This window comes from Blautia sp. TM10-2, assembly GCF_003480845.1.
Classification (GTDB): domain Bacteria; phylum Bacillota; class Clostridia; order Lachnospirales; family Lachnospiraceae; genus Fusicatenibacter; species Fusicatenibacter saccharivorans.
In genome coordinates this window covers 50,369-71,925 of the sequence record NZ_QUJZ01000006.1, presented here as the reverse complement: position 1 = coordinate 71,925, position 21,557 = coordinate 50,369, and the positions used below count along the sequence as shown (strand labels likewise).

General features: G+C 50.1%; 21 protein-coding genes and 2 pseudogenes. 3 read left to right on the top strand and 20 right to left on the bottom strand.

From position 1 onward, the window contains the following. Positions 1–3: 3 nt before the first annotated feature. From DXD92_RS07405 to DXD92_RS07385, 5 genes and pseudogenes are all read right to left on the bottom strand, one after another. The gene (locus tag DXD92_RS07405) at positions 4–1,407 is read right to left on the bottom strand and encodes a polysaccharide biosynthesis tyrosine autokinase (RefSeq protein ID WP_158576263.1); all 1,404 of its coding nucleotides are present in this window, start codon (positions 1,405–1,407) and stop codon (positions 4–6) included. Positions 1,408–1,418: 11 nt separating this feature from the next. Further along, positions 1,419–2,294: a DUF5011 domain-containing protein gene (locus DXD92_RS07400; RefSeq protein WP_118640340.1), complete on the bottom strand. Its 876-nt coding sequence runs from the start codon at positions 2,292–2,294 to the stop codon at positions 1,419–1,421. 26 nt (positions 2,295–2,320) lie between these two features. Continuing rightward, positions 2,321–3,109, bottom strand: a complete 789-nt coding sequence (locus DXD92_RS07395) for a tyrosine-protein phosphatase (RefSeq protein WP_118640339.1) — start codon at positions 3,107–3,109, stop codon at positions 2,321–2,323. Then, positions 3,072–4,184, bottom strand: a pseudogene (locus DXD92_RS07390) (UDP-N-acetylglucosamine 4,6-dehydratase family protein); the annotation flags it as partial. The pseudogene DXD92_RS07390 and the gene DXD92_RS07395, both read right to left, overlap by 38 nt. 63 nt (positions 4,185–4,247) lie before the next feature. Then, positions 4,248–4,688: a hypothetical protein gene (locus DXD92_RS07385; RefSeq protein ID WP_147399293.1), complete on the bottom strand. Its 441-nt coding sequence runs from the start codon at positions 4,686–4,688 to the stop codon at positions 4,248–4,250. Between the two features lie 422 nt (positions 4,689–5,110). Between DXD92_RS07385 and DXD92_RS07380 the strand changes: the two genes are divergently transcribed. Beyond that, on the top strand, positions 5,111–5,509 hold the full coding sequence (locus DXD92_RS07380) for a LytTR family DNA-binding domain-containing protein (RefSeq protein WP_158565867.1): 399 nt from the start codon (positions 5,111–5,113) through the stop codon (positions 5,507–5,509). Positions 5,510–5,619: 110 nt separating this feature from the next. Here DXD92_RS07380 and DXD92_RS07375 read toward each other — a convergent pair whose 3' ends face one another. The 5 genes and pseudogenes from DXD92_RS07375 to DXD92_RS07355 form a co-directional block, all read right to left on the bottom strand. After that, positions 5,620–6,279, bottom strand: a complete 660-nt coding sequence (locus DXD92_RS07375) for a YkgJ family cysteine cluster protein (RefSeq protein WP_118640337.1) — start codon at positions 6,277–6,279, stop codon at positions 5,620–5,622. Positions 6,280–6,299: 20 nt separating this feature from the next. Continuing rightward, positions 6,300–6,440, bottom strand: a pseudogene (locus DXD92_RS07370) (glycoside hydrolase family 2 TIM barrel-domain containing protein); the annotation flags it as partial. A 114-nt stretch (positions 6,441–6,554) separates the two neighbouring features. Beyond that, positions 6,555–7,250, bottom strand: a complete 696-nt coding sequence (gene tsaA / locus DXD92_RS07365; RefSeq protein ID WP_118640336.1) for a tRNA (N6-threonylcarbamoyladenosine(37)-N6)-methyltransferase TrmO — start codon at positions 7,248–7,250, stop codon at positions 6,555–6,557. A 207-nt stretch (positions 7,251–7,457) separates the two neighbouring features. Continuing rightward, the gene (locus tag DXD92_RS07360) at positions 7,458–7,877 is read right to left on the bottom strand and encodes a hypothetical protein (RefSeq protein ID WP_118640335.1); all 420 of its coding nucleotides are present in this window, start codon (positions 7,875–7,877) and stop codon (positions 7,458–7,460) included. A 319-nt stretch (positions 7,878–8,196) separates the two neighbouring features. Further along, positions 8,197–8,808, bottom strand: a complete 612-nt coding sequence (locus DXD92_RS07355) for a DedA family protein (protein ID WP_118640377.1) — start codon at positions 8,806–8,808, stop codon at positions 8,197–8,199. A gap of 576 nt (positions 8,809–9,384) precedes the next feature. Between DXD92_RS07355 and DXD92_RS07350 the strand changes: the two genes are divergently transcribed. Beyond that, positions 9,385–10,845, top strand: a complete 1,461-nt coding sequence (locus tag DXD92_RS07350) for a DUF1846 domain-containing protein (RefSeq protein ID WP_118640334.1) — start codon at positions 9,385–9,387, stop codon at positions 10,843–10,845. Positions 10,846–10,930: 85 nt separating this feature from the next. Here DXD92_RS07350 and DXD92_RS07345 read toward each other — a convergent pair whose 3' ends face one another. Further along, positions 10,931–11,362 (bottom strand): cytidine deaminase, encoded by a 432-nt coding sequence (locus tag DXD92_RS07345; protein ID WP_117760908.1) that lies wholly within the window; start codon positions 11,360–11,362, stop codon positions 10,931–10,933. Positions 11,363–11,403: 41 nt separating this feature from the next. Continuing rightward, positions 11,404–12,180: a uridine phosphorylase gene (gene udp, locus DXD92_RS07340; protein ID WP_055220432.1), complete on the bottom strand. Its 777-nt coding sequence runs from the start codon at positions 12,178–12,180 to the stop codon at positions 11,404–11,406. Between the two features lie 206 nt (positions 12,181–12,386). Between udp and DXD92_RS07335 the strand changes: the two genes are divergently transcribed. Next, entirely contained in the window at positions 12,387–13,274 is an 888-nt protein-coding gene (locus DXD92_RS07335) for a DegV family protein (protein WP_118640333.1), read from the top strand. A gap of 75 nt (positions 13,275–13,349) precedes the next feature. On the opposite strand, the gene DXD92_RS07330 is transcribed toward DXD92_RS07335, so the two are convergent. From DXD92_RS07330 to DXD92_RS07295, 8 genes are all read right to left on the bottom strand, one after another. Beyond that, positions 13,350–13,922: a VanZ family protein gene (locus tag DXD92_RS07330; RefSeq protein ID WP_117509397.1), complete on the bottom strand. Its 573-nt coding sequence runs from the start codon at positions 13,920–13,922 to the stop codon at positions 13,350–13,352. A gap of 5 nt (positions 13,923–13,927) precedes the next feature. Beyond that, positions 13,928–14,182: a helix-turn-helix domain-containing protein gene (locus tag DXD92_RS07325; RefSeq protein WP_022462342.1), complete on the bottom strand. Its 255-nt coding sequence runs from the start codon at positions 14,180–14,182 to the stop codon at positions 13,928–13,930. Beyond that, positions 14,182–15,381 (bottom strand): ATP-binding protein, encoded by a 1,200-nt coding sequence (locus DXD92_RS07320; protein ID WP_118640332.1) that lies wholly within the window; start codon positions 15,379–15,381, stop codon positions 14,182–14,184. The genes DXD92_RS07325 and DXD92_RS07320 overlap by 1 nt, the downstream gene beginning before the upstream one ends. A gap of 138 nt (positions 15,382–15,519) precedes the next feature. Continuing rightward, positions 15,520–16,956 (bottom strand): lipopolysaccharide biosynthesis protein, encoded by a 1,437-nt coding sequence (locus tag DXD92_RS07315; RefSeq protein ID WP_158581772.1) that lies wholly within the window; start codon positions 16,954–16,956, stop codon positions 15,520–15,522. A gap of 128 nt (positions 16,957–17,084) precedes the next feature. Continuing rightward, positions 17,085–17,432, bottom strand: coding sequence for a hypothetical protein (locus tag DXD92_RS07310; protein ID WP_118640330.1), 348 nt, complete (start codon positions 17,430–17,432; stop codon positions 17,085–17,087). Beyond that, positions 17,404–18,972: a BCCT family transporter gene (locus tag DXD92_RS07305; RefSeq protein WP_055227905.1), complete on the bottom strand. Its 1,569-nt coding sequence runs from the start codon at positions 18,970–18,972 to the stop codon at positions 17,404–17,406. The genes DXD92_RS07310 and DXD92_RS07305 overlap by 29 nt, the downstream gene beginning before the upstream one ends. Further along, positions 18,962–19,693, bottom strand: coding sequence for an NTP transferase domain-containing protein (locus DXD92_RS07300; RefSeq protein ID WP_118640329.1), 732 nt, complete (start codon positions 19,691–19,693; stop codon positions 18,962–18,964). The genes DXD92_RS07305 and DXD92_RS07300 overlap by 11 nt, the downstream gene beginning before the upstream one ends. After that, positions 19,681–21,459, bottom strand: a complete 1,779-nt coding sequence (locus DXD92_RS07295) for a phosphotransferase (RefSeq protein ID WP_117760618.1) — start codon at positions 21,457–21,459, stop codon at positions 19,681–19,683. Before DXD92_RS07295 ends, DXD92_RS07300 begins: the two co-directional genes overlap by 13 nt. Between the last annotated feature and the right edge of the window lie 98 nt (positions 21,460–21,557).

Sequence of the window (21,557 nt, the reverse complement as noted above, 5' to 3'; positions counted from 1 at the left end):
CTCTCATCGTTCTGCCCTGCTATAGGCGCCGTATCCGTAACCGTAACCATAGCTGCCTCCGATCCGCTCGCCGAATCCCGGATAAACATTGCCGAACACACAGCCGATGACCTTTTCTTCTTTCTGGTTCAGCGCGTCGATGGCATCGTTGATGTCCCGTGTCAGCACGCCGTCCTGCCGAACGGCAAGAACCGCACCATCAGCCAGCTCCACAAGCTCCTCCGCATCCGCGGCCGCGCCCATCGGCGGCGTATCCAGAATAATATAATCCATGTTTGTCCGGCACGTATCCAGAATCCGCCGGAAAATTTCACCGCCGACTGCTTCCGACGGTTCCTCCAGCCGTTCCCGGCAGATGCCCATGTAAACATTCGTATCCTTGTATTTTTCAAAAACGCTGGACGCCGACTCCTTTCCGACTGCTACCTGTCCGAAATCTTTTCCGGCCTTTTGCGGAAGTTCAAAAATCTTATACAGCGCCGGCTGACGAAAATCACAGTCCAGCAGAAGGACACGGTTCTGTTCCTCTGAAAGGGCAAGCGCCAGATTGGCGGCAAGCGTTGACTTTCCTTCATTTTCCGCCACACTGGTCACCAGCAGCACTTTTCCCCCTCTCCGGTCGAGTCTTCCGCGCACACGGGAAGCAATGCGCTTCAGGGATTCCACATAGGGAAAGCTCCGCGCCGGATTCGTGATCAGCATGGAGCTGTTTTTCCTCTTTTTTTCATGGTACACGGTTCCCAGCAGATCCGCATCAATCTTGCGGCCAAATTCCGTTTCATTTTTGACGGTATCCCGCAGAAAGGAAAAGAAGCCCACCAGCGCCGCCGTACCAAGCGCTGCCGCCAGAAATGCCATTGCAGCGTACTTTTCCGTCGGAATCCGATTCGACGGATTGTCGGAAACCTGCGGCTGCTGCAGTGTCTCCAATACTACATTGGGAATAATATAATCTGAAATGGTTGTGTAATTCTTCAGCACCGACCGCAGTACCCGAAAGGCTGTTTCCGGCGAATCGGCTGTCACGGAAAGCTCCATTAAATTGGATTCCGGCACAATTGAAGCGCTCATGTCCGCCGGAAAGGATGAGCATCCCAGCTCCTCCATCACTTTTTTCTTTAAAATATTGTTTTCCAGAATCGCCTGAAATTTCTGCGTCATCTCATACGTCGAAGAAAGGCTCGATGCTGCATTTGCATTCTCGCCGCGCCCCATCACGGCAAACGTGGTTTTCACCGTGTACTGATCCCGATGGACTGCCGTCAGCACCGTGTAGGTTATCATCGCCGCCGAACAGGCAATCAGAAGGATGATCCACCAGTTTTTTGCCATATCACACAGAATGCTCCGAAGATCCCAGTCTGCTTCGCCGTTCTGTCCGTTTCCTGTTCTGTCGTATTCTCCCATCTGGAACCTCCTCATTCATTGACGCAGACAATCAGGCGGATGGAGCTTGTCTGTCCCTCCTCCGATGTCACAGTATACGTTACTTCATAGACACCTTCCTTTCCGGTGTCAACCGGATTCTCTATGGAAAGTTTTTCTTCCCCAAGGATCTTGTCTTCCGCGGAAACCGCGTGAAGTTCATCGTCCTCTCCTTTTTCATACATCATCTGATCCACATTCACCTGCTCCAGATAATCCTTCGGATCAAACGCCTGCTGCAGTTCCAGATGGATCAGATACTCGCTTAAAGTAATCTGCGGCTTTCCGCTCTCCTCGGCCGGATCGTAGAGTTCCACCGTCACCGGAAGACTCGTCACATCCCCGGCACGGTTGGCAGCAGAATACGTTACCTGATACAGCCCGGGCGTGCTGCTGATCTCATCCTGATACGAGAGCCGGATGCGGTCCGTAATCGTTCCGTCCAGACAGTCCTCTGCGGAAAGTCCTTCCGTCAGGTCATCTGCATTCACACTGAACCGGAGCGGCCCATCCAGGGAAAAGACCGGCGATGTATAGTCGTTATAGACCATTTCCCGTTCCGCGTGGGTGACATTGTTGTCCGAATCAAAGGCAACGATGCTGATTTTCCGCCGCCCTTTTTCGATAAAGTTGGAAATATGTTCTACCGCAAGCGAATCCGTCACATCGCCGTCCTTCGCATCGTACGCCGTCACGCCGGACAGAAGCTCCGCCTCATCCGCGTGGATACTGACCGAAATTTCACTGTTATCCATCGAAATCTCTGGCCCTTTCCCGTCTTTTCCGGTTCGCTGCCGCATCAGGCACCCGCCAAACGCGAGCGATGAGGCAAGAAATAAAATCAGAACAGCCGCTCTCATTTTGTGCATATCCTTTTGATGTCTCCTTTCGTTTTTCAGACAAACCAGCGTCTTTTCCGCCTTCGTTCCGGAGACGGCTCATACAGAACCGGCCGGTTCTCCAGAATTCTCCTCGGATTTACCTTCAGCAGAAGCTCCGCATACGATTCACCGTACCACTCCGACAGAAATTCCCGGATCGGTCTCATGTTCGGTGTCCGGTAATTGACGCGGTGGGCATCGCTTGCCGCACAGCCTGCCAGACGGTTTTCCAGCAGATACTGTGCTGTCCGCTCTGCTTCTTTTCCAAATCTTCCAAATACACTTCCTTTGTTCATCTGCAGAACTGCGCCCATTTCCCGGAACTCATACAGAAGCTCCGGCGAATCCTGCACGCAGAAATACCGCTCCGGATGTGCCAGCACCGGGATCTTTCCCATGGCCGGAAATTCCATCAGCCGCCTTCTGATCCCGTCCGGTGCCATGTCAAACGGCACCTCGATCAGATAATAGCGGCTTTCATGAAGCGGTATCAGCTTTCTCTCTTTGATTTTTTCGTTAAGCGGCCCGATGCTCATAATTTCCATGCCGCGCACCAGGCTGATCGGGATGTGTTCCTTCCGGATTTCCTGTTCCAGACGGTAAAACAGCTCCAAAAGCTGCTCCGAATCGTAATTGACATACCCATCCTCCACGCCCTCGATTCCCGTCTGGTTTGCATGCGGTGTCACAGCAAGGATACACACTCCGCTCTTTGCCGCAATTTCCGCCATCTCAAGGGATGTGGACAGATTCGGGGAACCGTCGTCAACCCCCGGCAGAATATGTATATGAAGGTCCGTCATGCTTCTTTTCTCCTTCGTACTGATATTCCGGCACCATTCTCTTTACCCTCTCGCAGATGTCCGGACATTCGTTTTCCGCCGCCCGCTCGAGTTCTTTCATCTGTTTTCGGAATACCGTCTCATCAAAAGCAATCTGCCGGCCGATAAAAATGCGGGTGTTTTCTGTCGTCTGCATCCCCTCCTCATTCATCAGCAGCTCCTCATACAGCTTTTCGCCCGGCCGCAGGCCAATGTACTTGATCTCGATTTCCACTCCCGGCTCATACCCGGAAAGGCGGATCATGTTTTTCGCAAGGTCCGCAATTCGGACAGGATCTCCCATGTTCAGGACAAAAATCTGGCCGTTTTTCGCATACGCGCCCGCCTCGAGCACCAGACTGACCGCCTCCGGAATCGTCATAAAATAACGGATGATGTCCGGATGCGTCACCGTCACCGGCCCGCCGTGCTCAATCTGGCGGCGGAACAGCGGAATGACGCTGCCGTTGCTGCCAAGTACATTTCCAAAGCGCACCGCCGCAAACTCCGTGGTGCTGTGTTTTCCAATCATCTGGATCACCATCTCGCAGAGCCGTTTGCTCGCTCCCATGATGTTCGTCGGATTGACCGCCTTGTCTGTCGAAATCAGAATAAATTTTTTTACGTGATACCGGCTTGCCGTGCGCGCCGTCTTTAAGGTTCCGATCACGTTATTTTTGATCGCCTCGTTCGGACTGTCCTCCATCAGGGGCACATGCTTGTGCGCCGCTGCGTGAAAGACGATATCCGGCCGGTAACGGGAAAACATCGACTGCAGCCGCCGTTCATCCCGCACCGAACCGATCAGCACCGTCATGTGAAGCCTCGGGAACTCCCATTCCAGCGATTTCTGGATCTGGTATGCATTGTTTTCATAAATATCAAAAATGATCAGATGACCGACACCGTGGCCAGCTAACTGTCGGCAGATCTCGCTGCCGATGGAGCCTCCTCCTCCCGTCACAAGAACTGCTTTCCCCTGGACATAATCGAGAATCGCATCGAGATCGACGCGGACCGGATCCCTAGGCAGCAAATCCTCAATTTTAATTTTTTTTCTGATCTTTTTTTCTTCCTTCATAGCTCCCGCTCTCATTCTATTCGACATCTTCTCCCGTTTTCAGGCATCCTGCTCCCGCAGACAGTCTTCGAGCAGATACAAAAGCTCCAGCGCCGAACGGAAACCGGCTTTCTGCTTTCCGCAGATCAGAAATCCCTGCAGACTGCAGTGCTGGCGGAACTGAATCTGAATGCTGACCATCCGCTCGGTTCCGGCCGGAAGCGTGGTCTCCTGCCGGTTTTTCATATCCTCCGTAAATTCCCATTCGTCTTTTTCTTCTTCCCGCAGGCTTCGCATACAGCTTCCCGCATCCGGCATACCGAGCAAATCATAAATCCGGTTCATCCGAAGCAGCATTTCCCCGTATCCCGCAAACGGAACATCGTAATGCAGAAGCGGCAGGCGGATCACACCTTTGGAATGGCTTCCGTTCAGCTCCTGAAAACATAAGAATAATGCTGCATCTGCTGTTGTATGTACCTTTTCTCTGATTTCTTCCATTTCTTTCCTCATAATCTTCTCCATCTGCTCTTTGTGTTTCTTTTTATAGTAATGTTATATGTAATATTTATTTTTGGAATATTATACCAAATCTATCTCACATCGTCAATCTGCTTATGCCTCCTTTTCTTTCGATTTTCACTTTCTTTTCTGTGTTTTTTCTACATGGAGTTTACTTTTTTGATCTTTTTCGAGTTCTGGTGTCGCGGTGCGTCACTGTTCGTCGAACGATTTTATCAGAAGTGAGGCCTTTCGGCTTGAATGAAATCCTGTGGATGTGCTAAACTACAGTTTGTAATCGTATGATCGTTTCTGTAATGATTTCATAGTTACAGTATCATGTTTTCCTGCGCCGGACAACCGCTTCGACGTGAACGGCTGCACATCGACGCAAACGGTAAGTAATTCAGAAGGTGGTAATTTTGTATTCAGAGTTGATTTTTCCATTGAATTCCAACGATCCGGTTCTTCTCGAAATTCCGGTCATCATCACACAGGGCGCCTCAGAACGAATCCGGTTTCCGCTGGATGATCTCATCTATGTGGAGGCCTGTCAGCACCGGCTGATTCTGCATACCGTTCAGGGTGACTTTTCAACCCGGTGCACATTTGCCGGCCTGACGGTATGTCTTGCCTCAACCGGCCGTTTTTTCCGCAACGGAAAAGGTCTGCTGATCAATTTCTCCCACGTTGCGCTCGTGCAGGCAACCGGCGAGGTTCTGCTGAAAAACGGACAGACCGTCTTCTGCAGCCGCAGACGGAAGCGTGAAACCCGCGAAGCCTTCCTCGCTTATGCCAGAACACTGTCCCGCCGCTTATAATATGATTTTGATTTTCTATGTCCTGCAGCCTTTGATCCACCGATACAAAGAACAGCAGCCTCTGGTTCTGTTTTCGAACCAACGGCTGCTGTCCTGTTTCTGTTTATTTTTCAGTTTTTCCCTGCCGCTTCCATCCGCGCCGCAAACTGCGCATAGAAATCGGTCTTTGTGTCATACGGAAGCAGATAAAACAGCTTCAGAATTCCCATGCTGATCTGCTGCTGCAGCGCGTCATCCTCTGTCCGGCGCGCCTCGTTCTGTTTTTCTTTCAGATAATAATGCCATTCGTTCGTAAACGCTTCATACTTTCCGAGCTCCGGCGTGTCGAGCCAGCGGCGGACTTTGACTTTTGTCTTATTCTCCTTCGGACATTCGCTGACCTGAAGAAAATAGGAAAACGTTCCGTTCTCATACAGCCGTCCCAGCGGAAACATCCGGCAGAAGCCCGGCCGCGCATCGTGAATGCTACACCGGCCCTCATCATTTAAGAAACTGCACTGGTCTGACTGCTCCGTCATTTTCAGATGCGGCAGAATCACACCGTCCACTACGCGGAGTGAAATATATCCCGCCGTCAGAATCTCCTCCATCGTTTTGCCGAGTTTTCTCTCGAGCCGGTAAAGATCCATCGGGTCGAGCACAATCGAGTCGCCCATCCCGCGGCAGCAGGCGGAGCATCCGCGGCAGTCGTCGCAGCCCACTTTTACCATGTCATTCGCTCCATATCGTTTTCCATCTGAAATCTTGTCTATATCTACGTTCCGTTCCATACTTTCTTCCTGTCTGTTCTTTATTTTTTATACTCAAAATCCGGAATCTGATGCCATCTCTCCCGGAAATAATGTGCCGCCAGTTTCGGCTTGCGGTCACGGGTGAAGATTCCCTTCTTGTTGCCCTGCACGCGCAGGAGACTCTGGCTCGTCGCAAAGTCCCAGATGCCCGAAAGGTCACTGACAAACCGGGACGGTGTCATACTTGGATATAACATACTTTTGTTTCCTCCTTCTCCATTTTTCTTGTATATCCCCCTGTTTTTCCTGCCGGTTTACGTTCCGGCGCGCTCTGCCCCCACGACATGCAGCACCTGGTCCTTTACCTGGAATTTGATTTCCATTCCCGCAAAGGAAAGTCCGTAAACGCGCTCTTCACTGTTCTGATACGATGGGCGCGGGTCCTGCTCCAGCACTTTTTTCAGTGCCTCCCGGCGGTCCGCCGGAATTTTTTCCAGCAGCTCATCCGGAATTTCAACGGGAATAAAGTATTCCTTCGTCTTTTCCGTAAAGCTGCCAAATGCCTCCGCATGGCTGTCCACATGCGGCAGATACGGTTTGATGTCCAGAATCGGCGTACCGTCCATCAGATCTGCCCCCGACAGATGAAGCACCGGCCCGAGTGCCGGATGCTGCTCCACACGCTCCAGCTTTACCGAAGAAAGCCCGATCGGATTGGGCCGGAACGGAGAGCGCGTTGCAAATACACCGACCCGCTTGTTTCCGCCAAGCCGCGGCGGCCGCACCATCGGTGACCAGGTGTCGCGCACAGCCTCGGAAAACTCCCAGATCAGCCAGAGATGGGAATATTCCTCGATGCCGCGCAGCGCATTCGCATCGCGGAACTCCGGTTCAAAGACGATCGTACTCTTTAATTCTTCAATCAGCCCGCTCTGCCGCGGAATCCCGAACTTTTCCGGGAAATCCGTGTGGATCCGGGCAATCACTTTCACTGCAATTTCTTCTGCCAAAACGTTTTTCTCCTTTATCCTTACCAGACTCTGAATAGGTTTATTCTAACATTTTGCCGGAAAAAAGTCCACCTGCCAGCCGGCGGTTGGCGGAAAAGTGTCAGAAAAGGACGGATTTCTCATAATTTGCAAATCCGTTTTTCTATCCTATGACCGAAAAAAAAGAACAGGAACCGTTTTGCTGTTCCGATTCCTGTTCTCTCCTCTTTATGCTCCAAGTTCCCGCATGCCTTTCAGCAGTCCTTCAATCTGTTCTGCTATTTCTTTTACTTTCGCTTCCAGTCCCAGCAGTTCCTGGCGGTACATCTGATTTTTCTCTGTCGTATCAAAAGTATGTACCGTCTGAACCAGAAACGCTCCCGCCTTCGGCTGAAGTTCATCCGGCAGGTGCGTTTCCTTTAAGCGGATCCGAAAGCTTTCCAGGTCATTCCCTGCAGCCCTTAAATACTGATTCATGTGGATCCCTGTGTGGCGCATCATCGCTCTGCCCTCGCCGCGTACCTTTGCGTACGCTCTCTGGCTTTTGGCTGCGTACAGTGTCATCTGTACATACATCAGACTGGTCAGTGCCTTTTCTCCGGTCATTGCTGTTTCGTATAATTCTTTTTTCACTCTCTCGCTGCTCATACATTCCTCTTTCCGCCACTTTTGTTCCGCTGGCAACGGTTTGGATTGCTCCGGCAGTTCATGTTATCTTTGGTATTCAGGAGCATAAAAAAAGACTCCTATCATGACGACTGCCACAATAAAAGTCTTGCGTTCTCATTTGATACGGACGTCTCTCGACATCGGCTGACGATTTCAAACCCACCCGGGATGCGTTTTTGTTTCCCGCGGCGTTTCGCTACTCCCTTTTACTTGTTGATGTGTATATTAGCACACTTCCTGTCGAATTGCAAGTATATTTTTTGCATTTTGTCCCTCATTTCATGCAACTTACGTTTTTTCATTTGTGTTTCTTCCTATATAAATGCACCGCCGGAAAGCATACCGCTCCGGCTGCCAGCACGAGAAAAACGATATCTGCATACATCTTCACATATCCCGCCGCCTGCTCCCACGCCACACCGACCGCAGCACCGGTTCCGACGAGAAGAATGTTCCACACCGTGCTTCCGATGATTGTAAACAGCAGAAATTTCGGCATCTCCATCCGTGCCATCCCGGCGGGGACGGAAATGAGGCTTCGGATGATTGGAATGCACCGGCCGAACAGAACGGCCCGCTGGCCTTTCTTCTGAAACCATGTAATCGTTTTCCAGGCATCCTCCGCGTGAAATCCGAGAAACTTCATCGGGCGGCTGTCGAGCAGTTCACTAAGGCTCTCCGGGCTGACAAGCGTTCCCGCTCCATAGAGAACCAGCGCCCCGAGAAGCGATCCTGCCGTGGATGACAGCACAACGCCCGCCGGATGCAGACGGGTGCATGTCGTCATAAAACCGCCGAACGTCAGAATCACCTCGGAGGGAATCGGCGGAAAGACATTTTCCACGGCAATCAGAATCAGGACGCCGACATATCCAAAACGGTTGACCATATCCAGGATTACGTTCTGCAAGCTTTCTCCGTTCCAGCAGCTCCGCACCGTTTTGAGACCTGCGGCGTTTTCCCGTCTCTGCTCCGCGTCACGGAATCGCTGCTTTTTCCTTCTTCCCCTGCATTCTATGCACCGCTGCCCCTCTGCATGACCCCTTTTTCCGCCAAAACTTTCCTCTGTTTACGATTCCGTCAGATTTTCTTTGTTTTGTTTTCATCTTCTCTTCAGAAAAGCTTTATCTCATGTACACATTCTGGTCACAATTTTTCCGTATACTAATCTCATCAACAACGAAGGAAACAAACACAAACCTCCATCGTTTTTCTATAAATTTTAACCAGGAGACAGCAAAGCACCCTTGGAAGCATGTCTCCAATGCCAACCTTTCTAATAGATAGATTTCTTTTTCATACCGCCGGGGCCCTAACAAGTCCCGGCCTCTCTCCTTTTTAGGAGATTTTTTTATTTTCAGCTCTTTTTTTCCTTAATTTTCTAAAGTTCCCACGATAATTTTTTCTTGCACAGGACTTTTCCGTATAGTAAAATGAAAACAGTTGTTTTTAACAGACACCATGGATAAAAAGGGAGAAAAATACCATGAAGATTGGATTTGACAATGAGAAGTACCTGAAAATGCAGTCTGAGCATATCCGCGACCGCATCAACCAGTTTGACAACAAGCTGTATCTGGAATTCGGCGGAAAGCTGTTCGACGATTTCCACGCATCCCGCGTTCTTCCGGGCTTTGCACCGGATGCCAAACTGCGCATGCTGATGCAGCTCTCCGACCAGGCTGAGATCGTAATGGCGATTTCCGCAGCCGATATTGAGAAAAACAAAATCCGCGGCGACCTCGGCATCACCTATGACAGCGACGTGCTCCGTCTGATTGATGAGTTCCGCGGACGCGGCCTCTATGTCGGCAGTGTTGTCATCACGCAGTATTCCGGACAGCACAGTGCAGACGCTTTCAAGAAGAGACTGCAGAAGCTCGGCATCCCGGTTTACATTCACTACACGATTCCGGGCTACCCGCATAATGTGCCGCTGATCGTGAGCGATGAGGGATACGGAAAGAACGAGTACATCGAGACAACCCGTCCGCTCGTTGTCGTTACCGCACCGGGACCGGGAAGCGGAAAGATGGCAACCTGCCTTTCCCAGCTCTACCATGAGCACAAACGCGGTGTCCATGCCGGTTATGCAAAATACGAGACCTTCCCGATCTGGAATCTGCCGCTGAAACACCCGGTCAACCTGGCTTACGAGGCTGCTACCGCCGATCTGAACGATGTCAACATGATCGACCCGTTCCACCTCGAGGCATACGGCGTGACAACCGTCAACTACAACCGTGATGTTGAGATTTTCCCGGTTCTGCGCGCGATCTTCCAGCAGATTTTCGGCGAGAGCCCGTACAAATCCCCGACAGACATGGGTGTCAACATGGCCGGAAACTGCATCATCGATGATGAGGCATGCCGCGAGGCTTCCCGTCAGGAGATCATCCGCCGCTACTACACTGCTGTGGACGGTATCGCAGACGGCTCCCGCTCCGAGACTGAGGCTTACAAAATCGAGCTTCTGATGAAACAGGAAAACATCGTTGCCGCAGACCGTACCACCGTTTCCCCGGCTCTTGTTCGTGCCGAGGCGACCGGCGCACCGGCCGCTGCCATGGAACTTCCGGACGGACGCGTCATCACCGGAAAGACCGGCGATCTGCTCGGATCGAGCGCGGCGCTTCTGCTGAATGCATTAAAAGAGCTCTCCGGCATCGACCATGACGTACATGTTCTCTCACCGGAATCCATCGCTCCGATCCAGACCCTGAAAACCAAATACCTCGGAAGCAAGAACCCGCGTCTTCATACCGACGAGGTTCTGATTGCGCTGTCTGCTACTGCTGCACAGAGCGAGGATGCACAGAAAGCACTCTCCTGCCTGCCGCAGTTAAAGGGCTGCCAGGTGCACTCCAGCGTTATGCTCTCCGATGTGGACCGCAAAATGTTCCAGCGTCTGGGATGCGATCTGACCTGTGAGCCGAAATTTCAGTAAATAATTTTTATATCTTGGACATAAAAATCCAGGGCATACGGTACTTTCCGTACCTGCCCTGGATTTTTTCTTTTCCGGCTTCTGTTTATAAATTTTCTTTTCCGAATCCCATTGGCAGCAGCTCCTCGAGTGTCATTTCTTTCCAGGAACCGTCGCCCTTGCAGAGAAGGACGAGAAATTCGTTCGGATCAACGAATTCCCGCAGCACCTGACGGCAGACACCGCACGGTGTGCAGAAATCCTCCGGCTCTGCCTCTCCCGGGCCGCCGCAGACGGCGATCGCGTCAAATTCCGTTATGCCCTCGGATACGGCTTTGAAGACCGCGGTGCGCTCCGCGCAGTTTGTCGGTGTATACGCCGCATTTTCAATGTTGCAACCGGTATAAATCGCTCCATTCTTTGCCAGAACCGCCGCGCCTACGCGGAATTTCGAATACGGCACATACGCAAATTTCCGCGCTGCCAGAGCCTGTTTTACCAGCTCCTGTTTTATTTCTGTACTGATTTCCTGTTTCATATCCAGCATCCCCTTTCCAGTATCCCCTTATTTTTTCTTTCTTATTTCTGATCTTCCCGGATCAGAATCCGCAGTGCCTCGATGGCTACCTGAATCGCACCTTCCGTATCGTGCGTAATGTGGTTCTCCATGCCGCGTTTCACTCTCTCCTGATTTCCCATCACAAGAAAATCCGATCCGGCACGGACGCCGCGGGCACTTGCCACGATAAAGAGTGCCGCCGATTCCATCTCTGACGCTTTGCATCCAAGCTTCATCCATGCATCCCATTTTTTCAGCAGCTCATCGCCGACCGGCATCTGCTCCGGGTCGTGCTGGCCGTAGAAGGAATCCTTGCACTGTACCACGCCCGCATGCCATTTTTTCCCAAGATTCTTTGCCGCCTGCACCAGCGCATTCGTCACGGTAAGGTCTGCGACTGCCGGGAACTCGATCGGTGCGTATTCCTTTGACGTTCCCTCCGCACGGATCGCTCCCGTTGCCACCACGATATCGCCGCCCTCTACATCGAGTGCCATACCGCCGCATGTTCCGACGCGGATAAACGTATCGGCGCCGCACTGGATCAGCTCTTCCATCGCGATGGAAGCCGACGGACCGCCGATGCCGGTAGATGTAACGGAAACCTTTACACCGTCCAAAGTACCCGTATAAGTCACAAATTCCCGGCTGTCTGCGACGAGCACCGGGTTCTCAAAGTAAGCTGCAATTTTTTTACACCGTTTGGGATCTCCCGGCAGAATCACGTACCGTCCCACATCGCCTTTTCGGATCTGCAGATGATACTGCAGCCCTTCTTCTCCTGAATAATTCTGCATATGCAAAAACCTCCTTTGTATTTTCGTATTCTCATAGTTCTATTTTACCACAGGCCGTACCGCAAATACAAGGCTTGACACCATTTCACCGCCCCTTTCATTACGGATATAATCACGTTCCGCAGTTGCCTTTTCCCATTCGGGATGCTACAATAGGCACAGAAACCAGAGTTCTTACTTTCATTTTTACAAGGAGGGATTATTTTATGAGTTCCTATGTCATCAGCTGCTGCTCTACAGCAGACCTTACCGAAGAACATTTCTCCAAACGGGAAATCTCATACATCTGTTTCCATTACAAATTAAATGACACCGAGTACGCGGACGATCTCGGCAAGTCCATGCCGTTCGATCAGTTTTATGCCGCCATGGCCGCCGGCGCTTCCACAAAAACATCCCAGGTGAATGCCGATGAATTTGAAGCCTATTTTGAAACATTCCTGCAGGACGGCAAAGACATTCTCCACGTCTGCCTCTCCTCCGGCATTTCCGGTGTCCTGAATTCTGCGATGATCGCCAAAGCCGACCTTGAAGAGCGCTACCCGGAACGGAAAATCCTCATCGTGGATTCCCTCGGCGCTTCCTCCGGCTATGGTCTTCTGATGGACCGCCTTGCCGACCTGCGCGATGAAGGAAAACCGCTGGAAGAGGTTTACGATTTTGCGATGAAAAACCGCCTCAAAGTCCATCACTGGTTCTTCTCCACGGACCTCACCTTCTACGTGCGCGGCGGCCGCATCTCCAAAGCCTCCGGCGCAATCGGCGGCCTCCTCGGTATCTGCCCGCTGCTCAACATGGACAACGAAGGCCGTCTGATTCCGCGGTTTAAAATCCGTACGAAGAAAAAAGTCATCAAAAAAATCGTCGACCAGATGGAAGAAAACGCCGAGGGCGGCCTCTCCTACTCCGGCAAATGCTACATTTCCCAGTCCGCCTGCTACGACGATGCGCGGGCCGTTGCGGATCTTATCGAGGAACGCTTTCCCAATCTGAACGGAAAAGTCGAGATCAACAACATCGGAACCACCATCGGCAGCCACACAGGGCCAGGAACCGTGGCATTGTTTTTCTGGGGGAACGAACGGGTGGATTAACTCTCCTGCACTTCCATCTAAAAACAGGGAAGAAAAAAGCTCTGTCCATTTGGGCAGAGCCTTCTTGTTTTCCTTCTATTCTTCTATCTTCCCTCTCCAACACTTCCGCACCAGTGCAAACACCAGATACCCGATGGCTGCTCCAAGCGTATTCGTCACAACATCATCTAACTGGCAGAAGCCGCGCTCTGTTAAAAGCTGCACAGTTTCCAACATCATGCTCGTGGCAAATGCCGCATACACACAGTACCACCATCTCCGAAGAAACGGCACCGCCGCCGGCAGTAATACACCGAACGGCAGAAACAGCAGAATATTTTCCACAAAATACCGGTCCGGCAGACACTGGTTTCCCCAGGTTTCAAATAGCTTCAAATCCACACCTGTTCTCGAACCCGGTTCTCTCGAAAGCAGTGTAATCGAAATCAGCATGGCAAAATAGACGGCTACCAGAAACCACGCCAGAAGCTGCCCGCCGTGCAGCGCACGGTACTGCTCCAGCCGTTTCCGTTTCTTCTGGATCTGCTGATTTTTCCACGCCGCCGCAACCGTCACAAAGCCGACACCGACTGCAACCGCATGCGGCAGATACCGGAATGTATCAAAAATATCCTGTTCAATCGTTGTCAGATAAAGAGGAATTGCCATTTACATCACCTTCCGTATTTTCGCGGCTGATCGGAAACACCCGCGAGATAATCGAGACTGCAGTCATACAGCTTTGCCAGCGTAATCAGACAGTCCAACGGAATCTCACGGATGCCTTTTTCATACCGGTTGTAGGTGTCCGGGTGACTGAAAATCTTCCGCGCTGCCTGTGTCATCGAGTAACCGCGTTCCAGACGGAGCTCTTTCAGCCGGATCAGCATTTTCTCCCGCTCCGGCGTTTCTTCTATTTTTCTGTGCATTACTTTCCTTCTTTTTCCTGCTCCGTTTCCGCCGCTGCTTTTTCTGCCTCCGGCACATAACCCGGATTGTCGTCGTATCCTTCCAGGAAATTGTGGCGGATGCCGTGCTGCTTGTAGCCGACCACGGTGTCAATGTTGACATTTTCGACACTGCGGAAAATATTGCTCTCCACGAACGGATTCACCTTTTTCAGGTTTTTGATCAGTTCCTTGATCTCCACGCGTTTCGAACGATTCTCCTCGTTATTGCAGGTCGTGCAGGTATCGGTAAACTTGCAGGCACACTGGATGAAATGCAGACCGTTATAATCTCTCCACGCCTTGATATCATCCTCGCGCACCAGATACAGCGGGCGGATCAGCTCCATGCCCTCGAAGTGGATGCTGTGAAGCTTCGGCATCATCGTCTGCACCTGCGCACCGTAGAGCATTCCCATGAGGATCGTCTCGATGACATCATCGTAATGATGGCCGAGTGCAATCTTGTTGCAGCCGAGCTGCTGTGCAAAATGATACAGATGGCCGCGGCGCATTCTCGCGCAGAGGTAACACGGCGAATTTTCGACATGGTAAACCGAATCGAAAATATCGGTCTCGAAAATTGTGATCGGAATATGGAGGCTCTTTGCGTTATCCTCGATCACCTTGCGGTTCTCCGGGCTGTATCCCGGGTCCATGACAACGAATTTTACTTCGAAATCAAATTTATTGTGAAGCTTTAACTCCTGAAAGCATTTCGCCATCAACATCGAATCTTTTCCGCCGGAAATACAGACAGCAATTTTATCGCCCGGTTTTACCAGCTCGTATGTGTTGATCGCTTTCGTAAATTTGGACCAGATCGACTTTTTGAATTTTTTGCGGAGACTCTTCTCCACGTCTGCCGCCTTGTCCTGCTCCTCCGGCGCGCTCATCACATCCATCAGCCAGGCGATGTAACCGCCCTCCAGGCTCACAGCGTCCCAGCCCTTTTCCTGTAATTCTTCCGCCGCTGCGACACTGAACCGGCCGCGGCTGCAGCAGATAATCGTCTTTTTGCTCCGGTCAATCGCATCATTTGTCTCGATTTCTTCTGTCTTCATCACAAGCGCTCCCGGAATCGCGCCGTGGGAGATCTCTACCGCATCGCGGATATCGACGATCTGATAGCTTGACGGATCGAGCTCTTTTAGTTCTTTTATTGAAATACTGGTACTCATGTAATTTTTCCTTTTCTAATTTAAAATGCCTTACTTTTCTTCATTCTTTCATTGTATCGTTTTTTCTGTGACTGTCAAGAAAAAACGCGCAAAAACGGGGAGTCTCTGAACATTCGTTTCAAATCCTCCCCCACTTTTTTATTTTTTCCGAATATCCGCCATCGTCTTCAGCAGAAGTTCTTTCTTCCAGAAGACCAGCCCTGCACTTGCGAGCAGAATCGCGTAACGCAGGATTCTGTACGGGAAAATAAGATTGCAGATGATGCTTGCTCCAATCAGAAAAACGGAGCACGCCACAAGAAATCCTGGACTCATCAGATTTTCCTGGATTCCTTCGTTCACCAGAATCCGTTTGCTCACAATATAATGGCCGACCGAATACAGCATATAGCATGCCAGCGTCGTGTAACCGGCCGCGATGTAACCGAACAGGCGGATAAAAATAAAGTTCAGCACCACATTCGCTCCAGCCGCCGCCATGGATGCAGCCATCAGAAACTGTGTTTTTTCATAATAAAACTGCGGCATCGAGAGAATATTATAAATGAAGATAAAGAACACACTCGCTGCCACCGGCGGAATGACGTACACCGCCTCGCGGTACTTCGGTGATCCGAAAATCAGCACCAGCTCCGGGCTGATCAGCATCAGCGCCACGGCTATACCGACCACTACAACACTAAGAAGCTGCAGCACCTTCCGCATTGAACGGATGTCGCCCTTTTTGATCTTGCTGTACATCCACGGTGTCAATGCACTGTTCATACCGCTGATGAAAAGCTGCACCAGCATACCAATGCTGTACGCCAGCCCGTACAGCGCAACTTCCGTCTTTCCGACCATCTTGTCAATCATGATGCGATCGCCCTGATTCAGGATAATACCGGACAGATAATGCGGCACAATCGGAATTCCGATCCGCAGTGCGTAGCCCCAGTATTCCTTCGAAAAGAACTCTTTTCCTTTGCAGAACTGGAACACAATAATCGGCACGCAGATACAGATCTGCACTCCGACGATACCCAGGATCCTCATCATGGCCGTACCGCCGTTGATGCGGATCAGCACCAGGCTTGCAATCGGGTTCATCAGCGCCTGCAGAATCGTCACACAGACCAGAATCCGGTACCGATACTCAAACCGCTGCCGCCCCGACCAGTAAGAAAGCGCCGGACTCAGCAGCGCTTCCAAAAACATCAGCAAAATCATGGATTTCGGCAGATTTAAAATCTTCTCCCAGAAACCCGATGTAAAACAATACAATGCAAAAACCGCACCCGTAATCACAAGCGTCAGTCCCTGCATTGCAGATGTATATTCATCCCGCTGCTTCTCGTACTTTGCCATCGCATTGTCATAAACACCATTAAATAAATACAGCGATGTCATAATCGTCAAAATCTGCAGCCAAGACAGATAAACCGTATAGGTTCCGTACTCCTCGGTGCTCATCAGACGCGTGAAAATCGGAACTGTGATGAACGAAATGCCCTTCTGTAAGAAACTGCAGATCGTAAACCAAAGCGCCGCCTTCGCCTGGACGGAGAGAGAACGGTATTTTGAAGTAATGTTCATGTAAAATAGAACTCCTTGCTGTTGGTTATTTGCGTGTTTTATGTTAACACAAAATGGGGGGGACTGCAAGAGGAACATCCATTAAAAGCCCCCATGGTTGAACGCTTCCATTCAACCATGGGGGATTCTCACTGCTTTATGTGTTTCGATTCCCAAATGTCATAGGTATCCCTTCTTATTTTTAAATCTTTAATGGATACCCATTCATTTCCAGCCAGCATCGCTTCTTTCACACGATTCTCCAGAACCGTATACAATTCATACTCCGTTCCGCTGAACTCATCGCCTTCATCGGCCCCGTATGTATCAATCCCGGACTCATCCTGCTGTGGTTCCATGGGTTTAATCTCGCCCGTCGGCAATGTAACATCCTCATTTTCGTCCGCAAACGCCTTTTGCGGCATCACAAAAATGGATGCCGCAAGCAGAAACAAAAATGCTGTCAGTTTAACGATTCTCTTTTTTCTCCTCTCCATGCGCTTTTCCTCCCTGCAATTCTTCTAAATACAGTTTTGCATCTTTTAAGAAGCTGACCGCAATCATCACGATCACAATGCCGATCGGAAATGCCGCTACGATACTGACAGACTGCAGACTGTTCATGGAACTCTCTGCAAAAAGAAGTGCAATCGGAAGCAGGATCAGCAGGATACACCACATCAGCTGAATTCCTTTTGCCGGCTCTTCGCCGTCTTCCAGTTTCCGGTAGCTGTAGCACGATGCCGTCAATGCGATCGAGTCGAACGATGTCGCATAAAATGCAACCATCGTAACTAATACAACAACCATAATCAGCGGTGCACACGGCATGGTTTTGATCATCGACACGATCAGATGATATAAATCTCCACTTTCATTATACTGCGAAATGAAATCAATTGCACCTGAAATCTGCTTTCCCATCGAATAATTTCCAAGAATAATAAAGCTGACAAGCGTGGAACCCACACCAAAACCGTATCCGCCGAGAATCGTCTGGCGCACGGTTCTTCCGCGGGAAATGCTGCCAATGAAGAACGGTGCTGCCACACACCATACCATCCAGTATGCCCAGTAATAAATGGTCCAGTTCTGTGGGAAGTTTGTCGTACGCATCGGGTCCGTATACGTTGATAAGCCGATAAAGTTCTGAATCATTTTTCCAAGAGAAGAAAATCCAGTTTCAATAATATACCGCGTCTCTCCCCCAAACAGCAGGACGAAGGCAAGGAGTCCGAAAAACAGATAAATGCACACCTTGGCCAGAATGCTGATTCCTTTGAATCCATGCAGAAGAGAATAGGTATAAACACAGCAGGTGATCAGAAGAATGATAATATTAATCACAGTTCTGCTGACTTCCATATGGAACAGCTCGCCGATGATTTCCGCCATCAGAGGAGTTGCCACACTAAAAGTGGTAGCAGTTCCGGCCAGCAATGCAAAGACAGCCAGAAGGTCAATCAGACGGCCGCCAATTCCATCTGTCTGTTTTCCCAGAATCGGACGGCACGCCTCGCTGTATTTCTGACGGTTTCGTTTTCTTACATGAAGCATAAAGCCAAACGCAACAGCCAGTACCAGATAGAATCCCCACGGGATAAAGCTCCAGTGAAACAGTGGAAATACGCCTGCCCAGTCCTGAATGCTGCCAAGTTCTGCGATGTGAGGATCTGTTGCGTACAAAATCCACTCAGAGAACGAATAAAACAGAATATCTGCTGCCAGACCACAGGTAAACATCATGCATCCCCATGCAAAAAAGGAATATTTTGGCTTCTCATCCGGCTTTCCAAGCACAATATTTCCGTATTTGGAGCCTGCCAGAAACAGAGACAGAAAGAAAATGCCAAGTCCGATGACCAGGTAATACGTTCCAAAGGTGTCTCCAAACAGAAATCGAATCTGGCCAAGTACCTGATTCGACTGCTCCGGTGCAAAGAAAAATACGATACATAGAGCAACGATCAGCGCCAGAGGCACCAGCGTAATCATCCAGTCGATTTCTTTTTTCTTCTGTTGGTTCTTACTGTTCATTTTCTTCCCTTTCTGCGTAATCCGCATACGATGCATCGAGTGCAACAAGCTCGCTGAAATTGTCTACTTCTATGATATCCTCTGCCTTCATTGGCCGGATGCCAAGCTGATACTCTTTCGGGTAGCAGAACATTGCCACATCGTCCCAGTAAATCTGACGGTTTTTCTTTACTTCAAACTCCTGCTCCAGATGGCCTTTTAACCGCTTTCCATCTTCTGCTGTCCATCGGGAAATGCTGTAGAGCTGCCAGCCGCCCTTTCCGCCGGTTCTGCTGCAGCCTGTCACAATGCCGTTTTCCACGGTCTGCAGCCACTCGTCGGTCTCATCATCCGTCCACACGCTGTTGTAACCGGATCGCTCAAACTCCGGTGCCAGAATTTCCGGATGATAGATGATCTGGTCACCGTCAAGAATAAACGCATTTTCCAGATGTTCCCGCGCCACATACAGCGATGCGATGTTGTTGCAGGTATCGTACCACGGATTGTCGATCAGCTTCAGACCCGGGTACTCCTCTTCCAGTGTCTGGAACTGTTCCTTGAGGTAACCGACTACCACGTAAATTTCTGTGATTCCGTTTTTGTGCAGTCCATCGATGACGGTATCAATCATCCGCACACCGTTTACCCGGACCAGCGGTTTTGGTGTTTTTAACGTTACCGGCTTCATCCGGTTTCCGAGGCCTGCCGCCATAATAATGGCGCGCTCTACTTTGTACATATTTCTTTTCCTTCCTCTCCCAGTTCCTGCTGGACAATTTTGTAATAATCTTTTGCGTAACGGTACTGCCGCAGGGAATATTCTCCGAATTCCACGCCTAATTTCCGTTTATATTCGCACCAGTTGCTCCAGAGCAGACCGCAGACTGCGATGTAGCAGTAGATTTTTATGCGTGTTCTGTCGTCACAGTTTCCTTCAAAATAAAGATCAATCAGATGGTCCACCTGCTCTTTTTTGTAGAGAGAATAGATACAGAACATCGCAATATCCACATGCGGATCCTGCATTCCGGCGTATTCCCAGTCGATCAGGCGGATCTCCTCTTTTCCGTTTTCTTCCACAAACAGAAAATTGTCCGGCACGGCATCAATGTGAGTGAGCACCCACTCTCCGGCATTTGCTTCGATGTAATCCTTTAACTGAAGCACATGCGCTTTCGTCTTTTCGTAATCTTTATATGCTGACGGAGTTCCTTCCCAGAGGCTTTCATAGTATTCCATCTGTCCGAACAGGTCGAAGGAATGGTCTACTCTTAATTTCTGCCCGTGAAACTCCCGCAGTTTCTTCATGCATTTCTGAAGATCTTCCTCATTTTCTGCATCGCAGACCCGCGCACCTTCGAGATATTCTGTGATTTTGTAGCCGTTCTCCGGGTTAATATAGGCAATCTCATCACAGATCCTGCGGCCGGCGATCGTCTGATATACAGCGGCTTCCTGCCTGCGGTTGATCAACTGATCGGTTCCCTCTCCCGGAATTCGCATAATGTATTTTTTATCTTTACAGGAGAATAAAAAGGATCGGTTTGTCATTCCTTTTTTCAGAACTGTAATGTTTGTCACTTCGTTCTGCTGTGCTCCAAGTGCTTCACAGATTACCTGAATCGCATCCGTCTGCAGCTGGCTGGAATCGCTGTCAATCTCACGCAGCTGCTCATAGGTATTGATTTCTACGGCATCGGCAGCATGTACAACACGGGCCGTCACAATCATTCTGTCTTTCCGGTATAAGGTTTCCTCCCAGAACGCTCCGTCGTATCGGGAATCTCTTCCCAGTTCTTCCAGACGCTCCCGCACGATCTCCGCTTCTGTTTCCAGCAGATAACAGATGCCGATCATCGCGTTTCCGCCTGCCTGTTCTTTCTGTACGACCAGCTCCTGCTTCCGGTTTACGCGGACGGTACTGTCATCATCCACCAGATCGCTGACCATGTACCAGGAATATAATTCGTTTCTGCTGTATGGATTCTTTTCACACCAGATATCACAGGGAATGATGTAGCTGTTTGATAAATGGGCTGCCGCCGTTTTCAGGGAATGCAGATTGTTTTTCGACACATAGTCCGGAGCGACGATCAATTCTACGCCGTATTCATCGATCAGATATTCATACTGCTCTTTCATAAATCCGACAACGACGTAAATCTCTGTAATGCCGACTTCATGAAGCTGACGGATTGTGCGCTCTATCAGCCGCTCTCCCTTGATTTCCAGAAGTCCTTTCGGTGTCTCTGTATTAATCGGAACCATCCGCATACCAAATCCGGCGGCAAGGATAATGGCGTTTTTCGGCGCTTTCTCTTTTGCCTCACGCAGTGTCTTTTCCGTCGGACGGATCTCTTCATCCAGGTAACCTTCTGAAATCAGTTCCTTGATCGAACGATTGACGATTCCAAGCGAATGGCCGGTCTGTGCGGCAAGGATACGCTGATTGATGAAGGGTTCTTTTATCAGGTTGTTCAATATATCTTGTTTTGAGTTGTTCATATACTTCCTTCTTTCATTTTTCATGAACTTTTGTTTTCGATTATACCATAACTTTATGACTTTTTCAATCCCCTGTGTGTTAGGATAGTTGTCAGTGA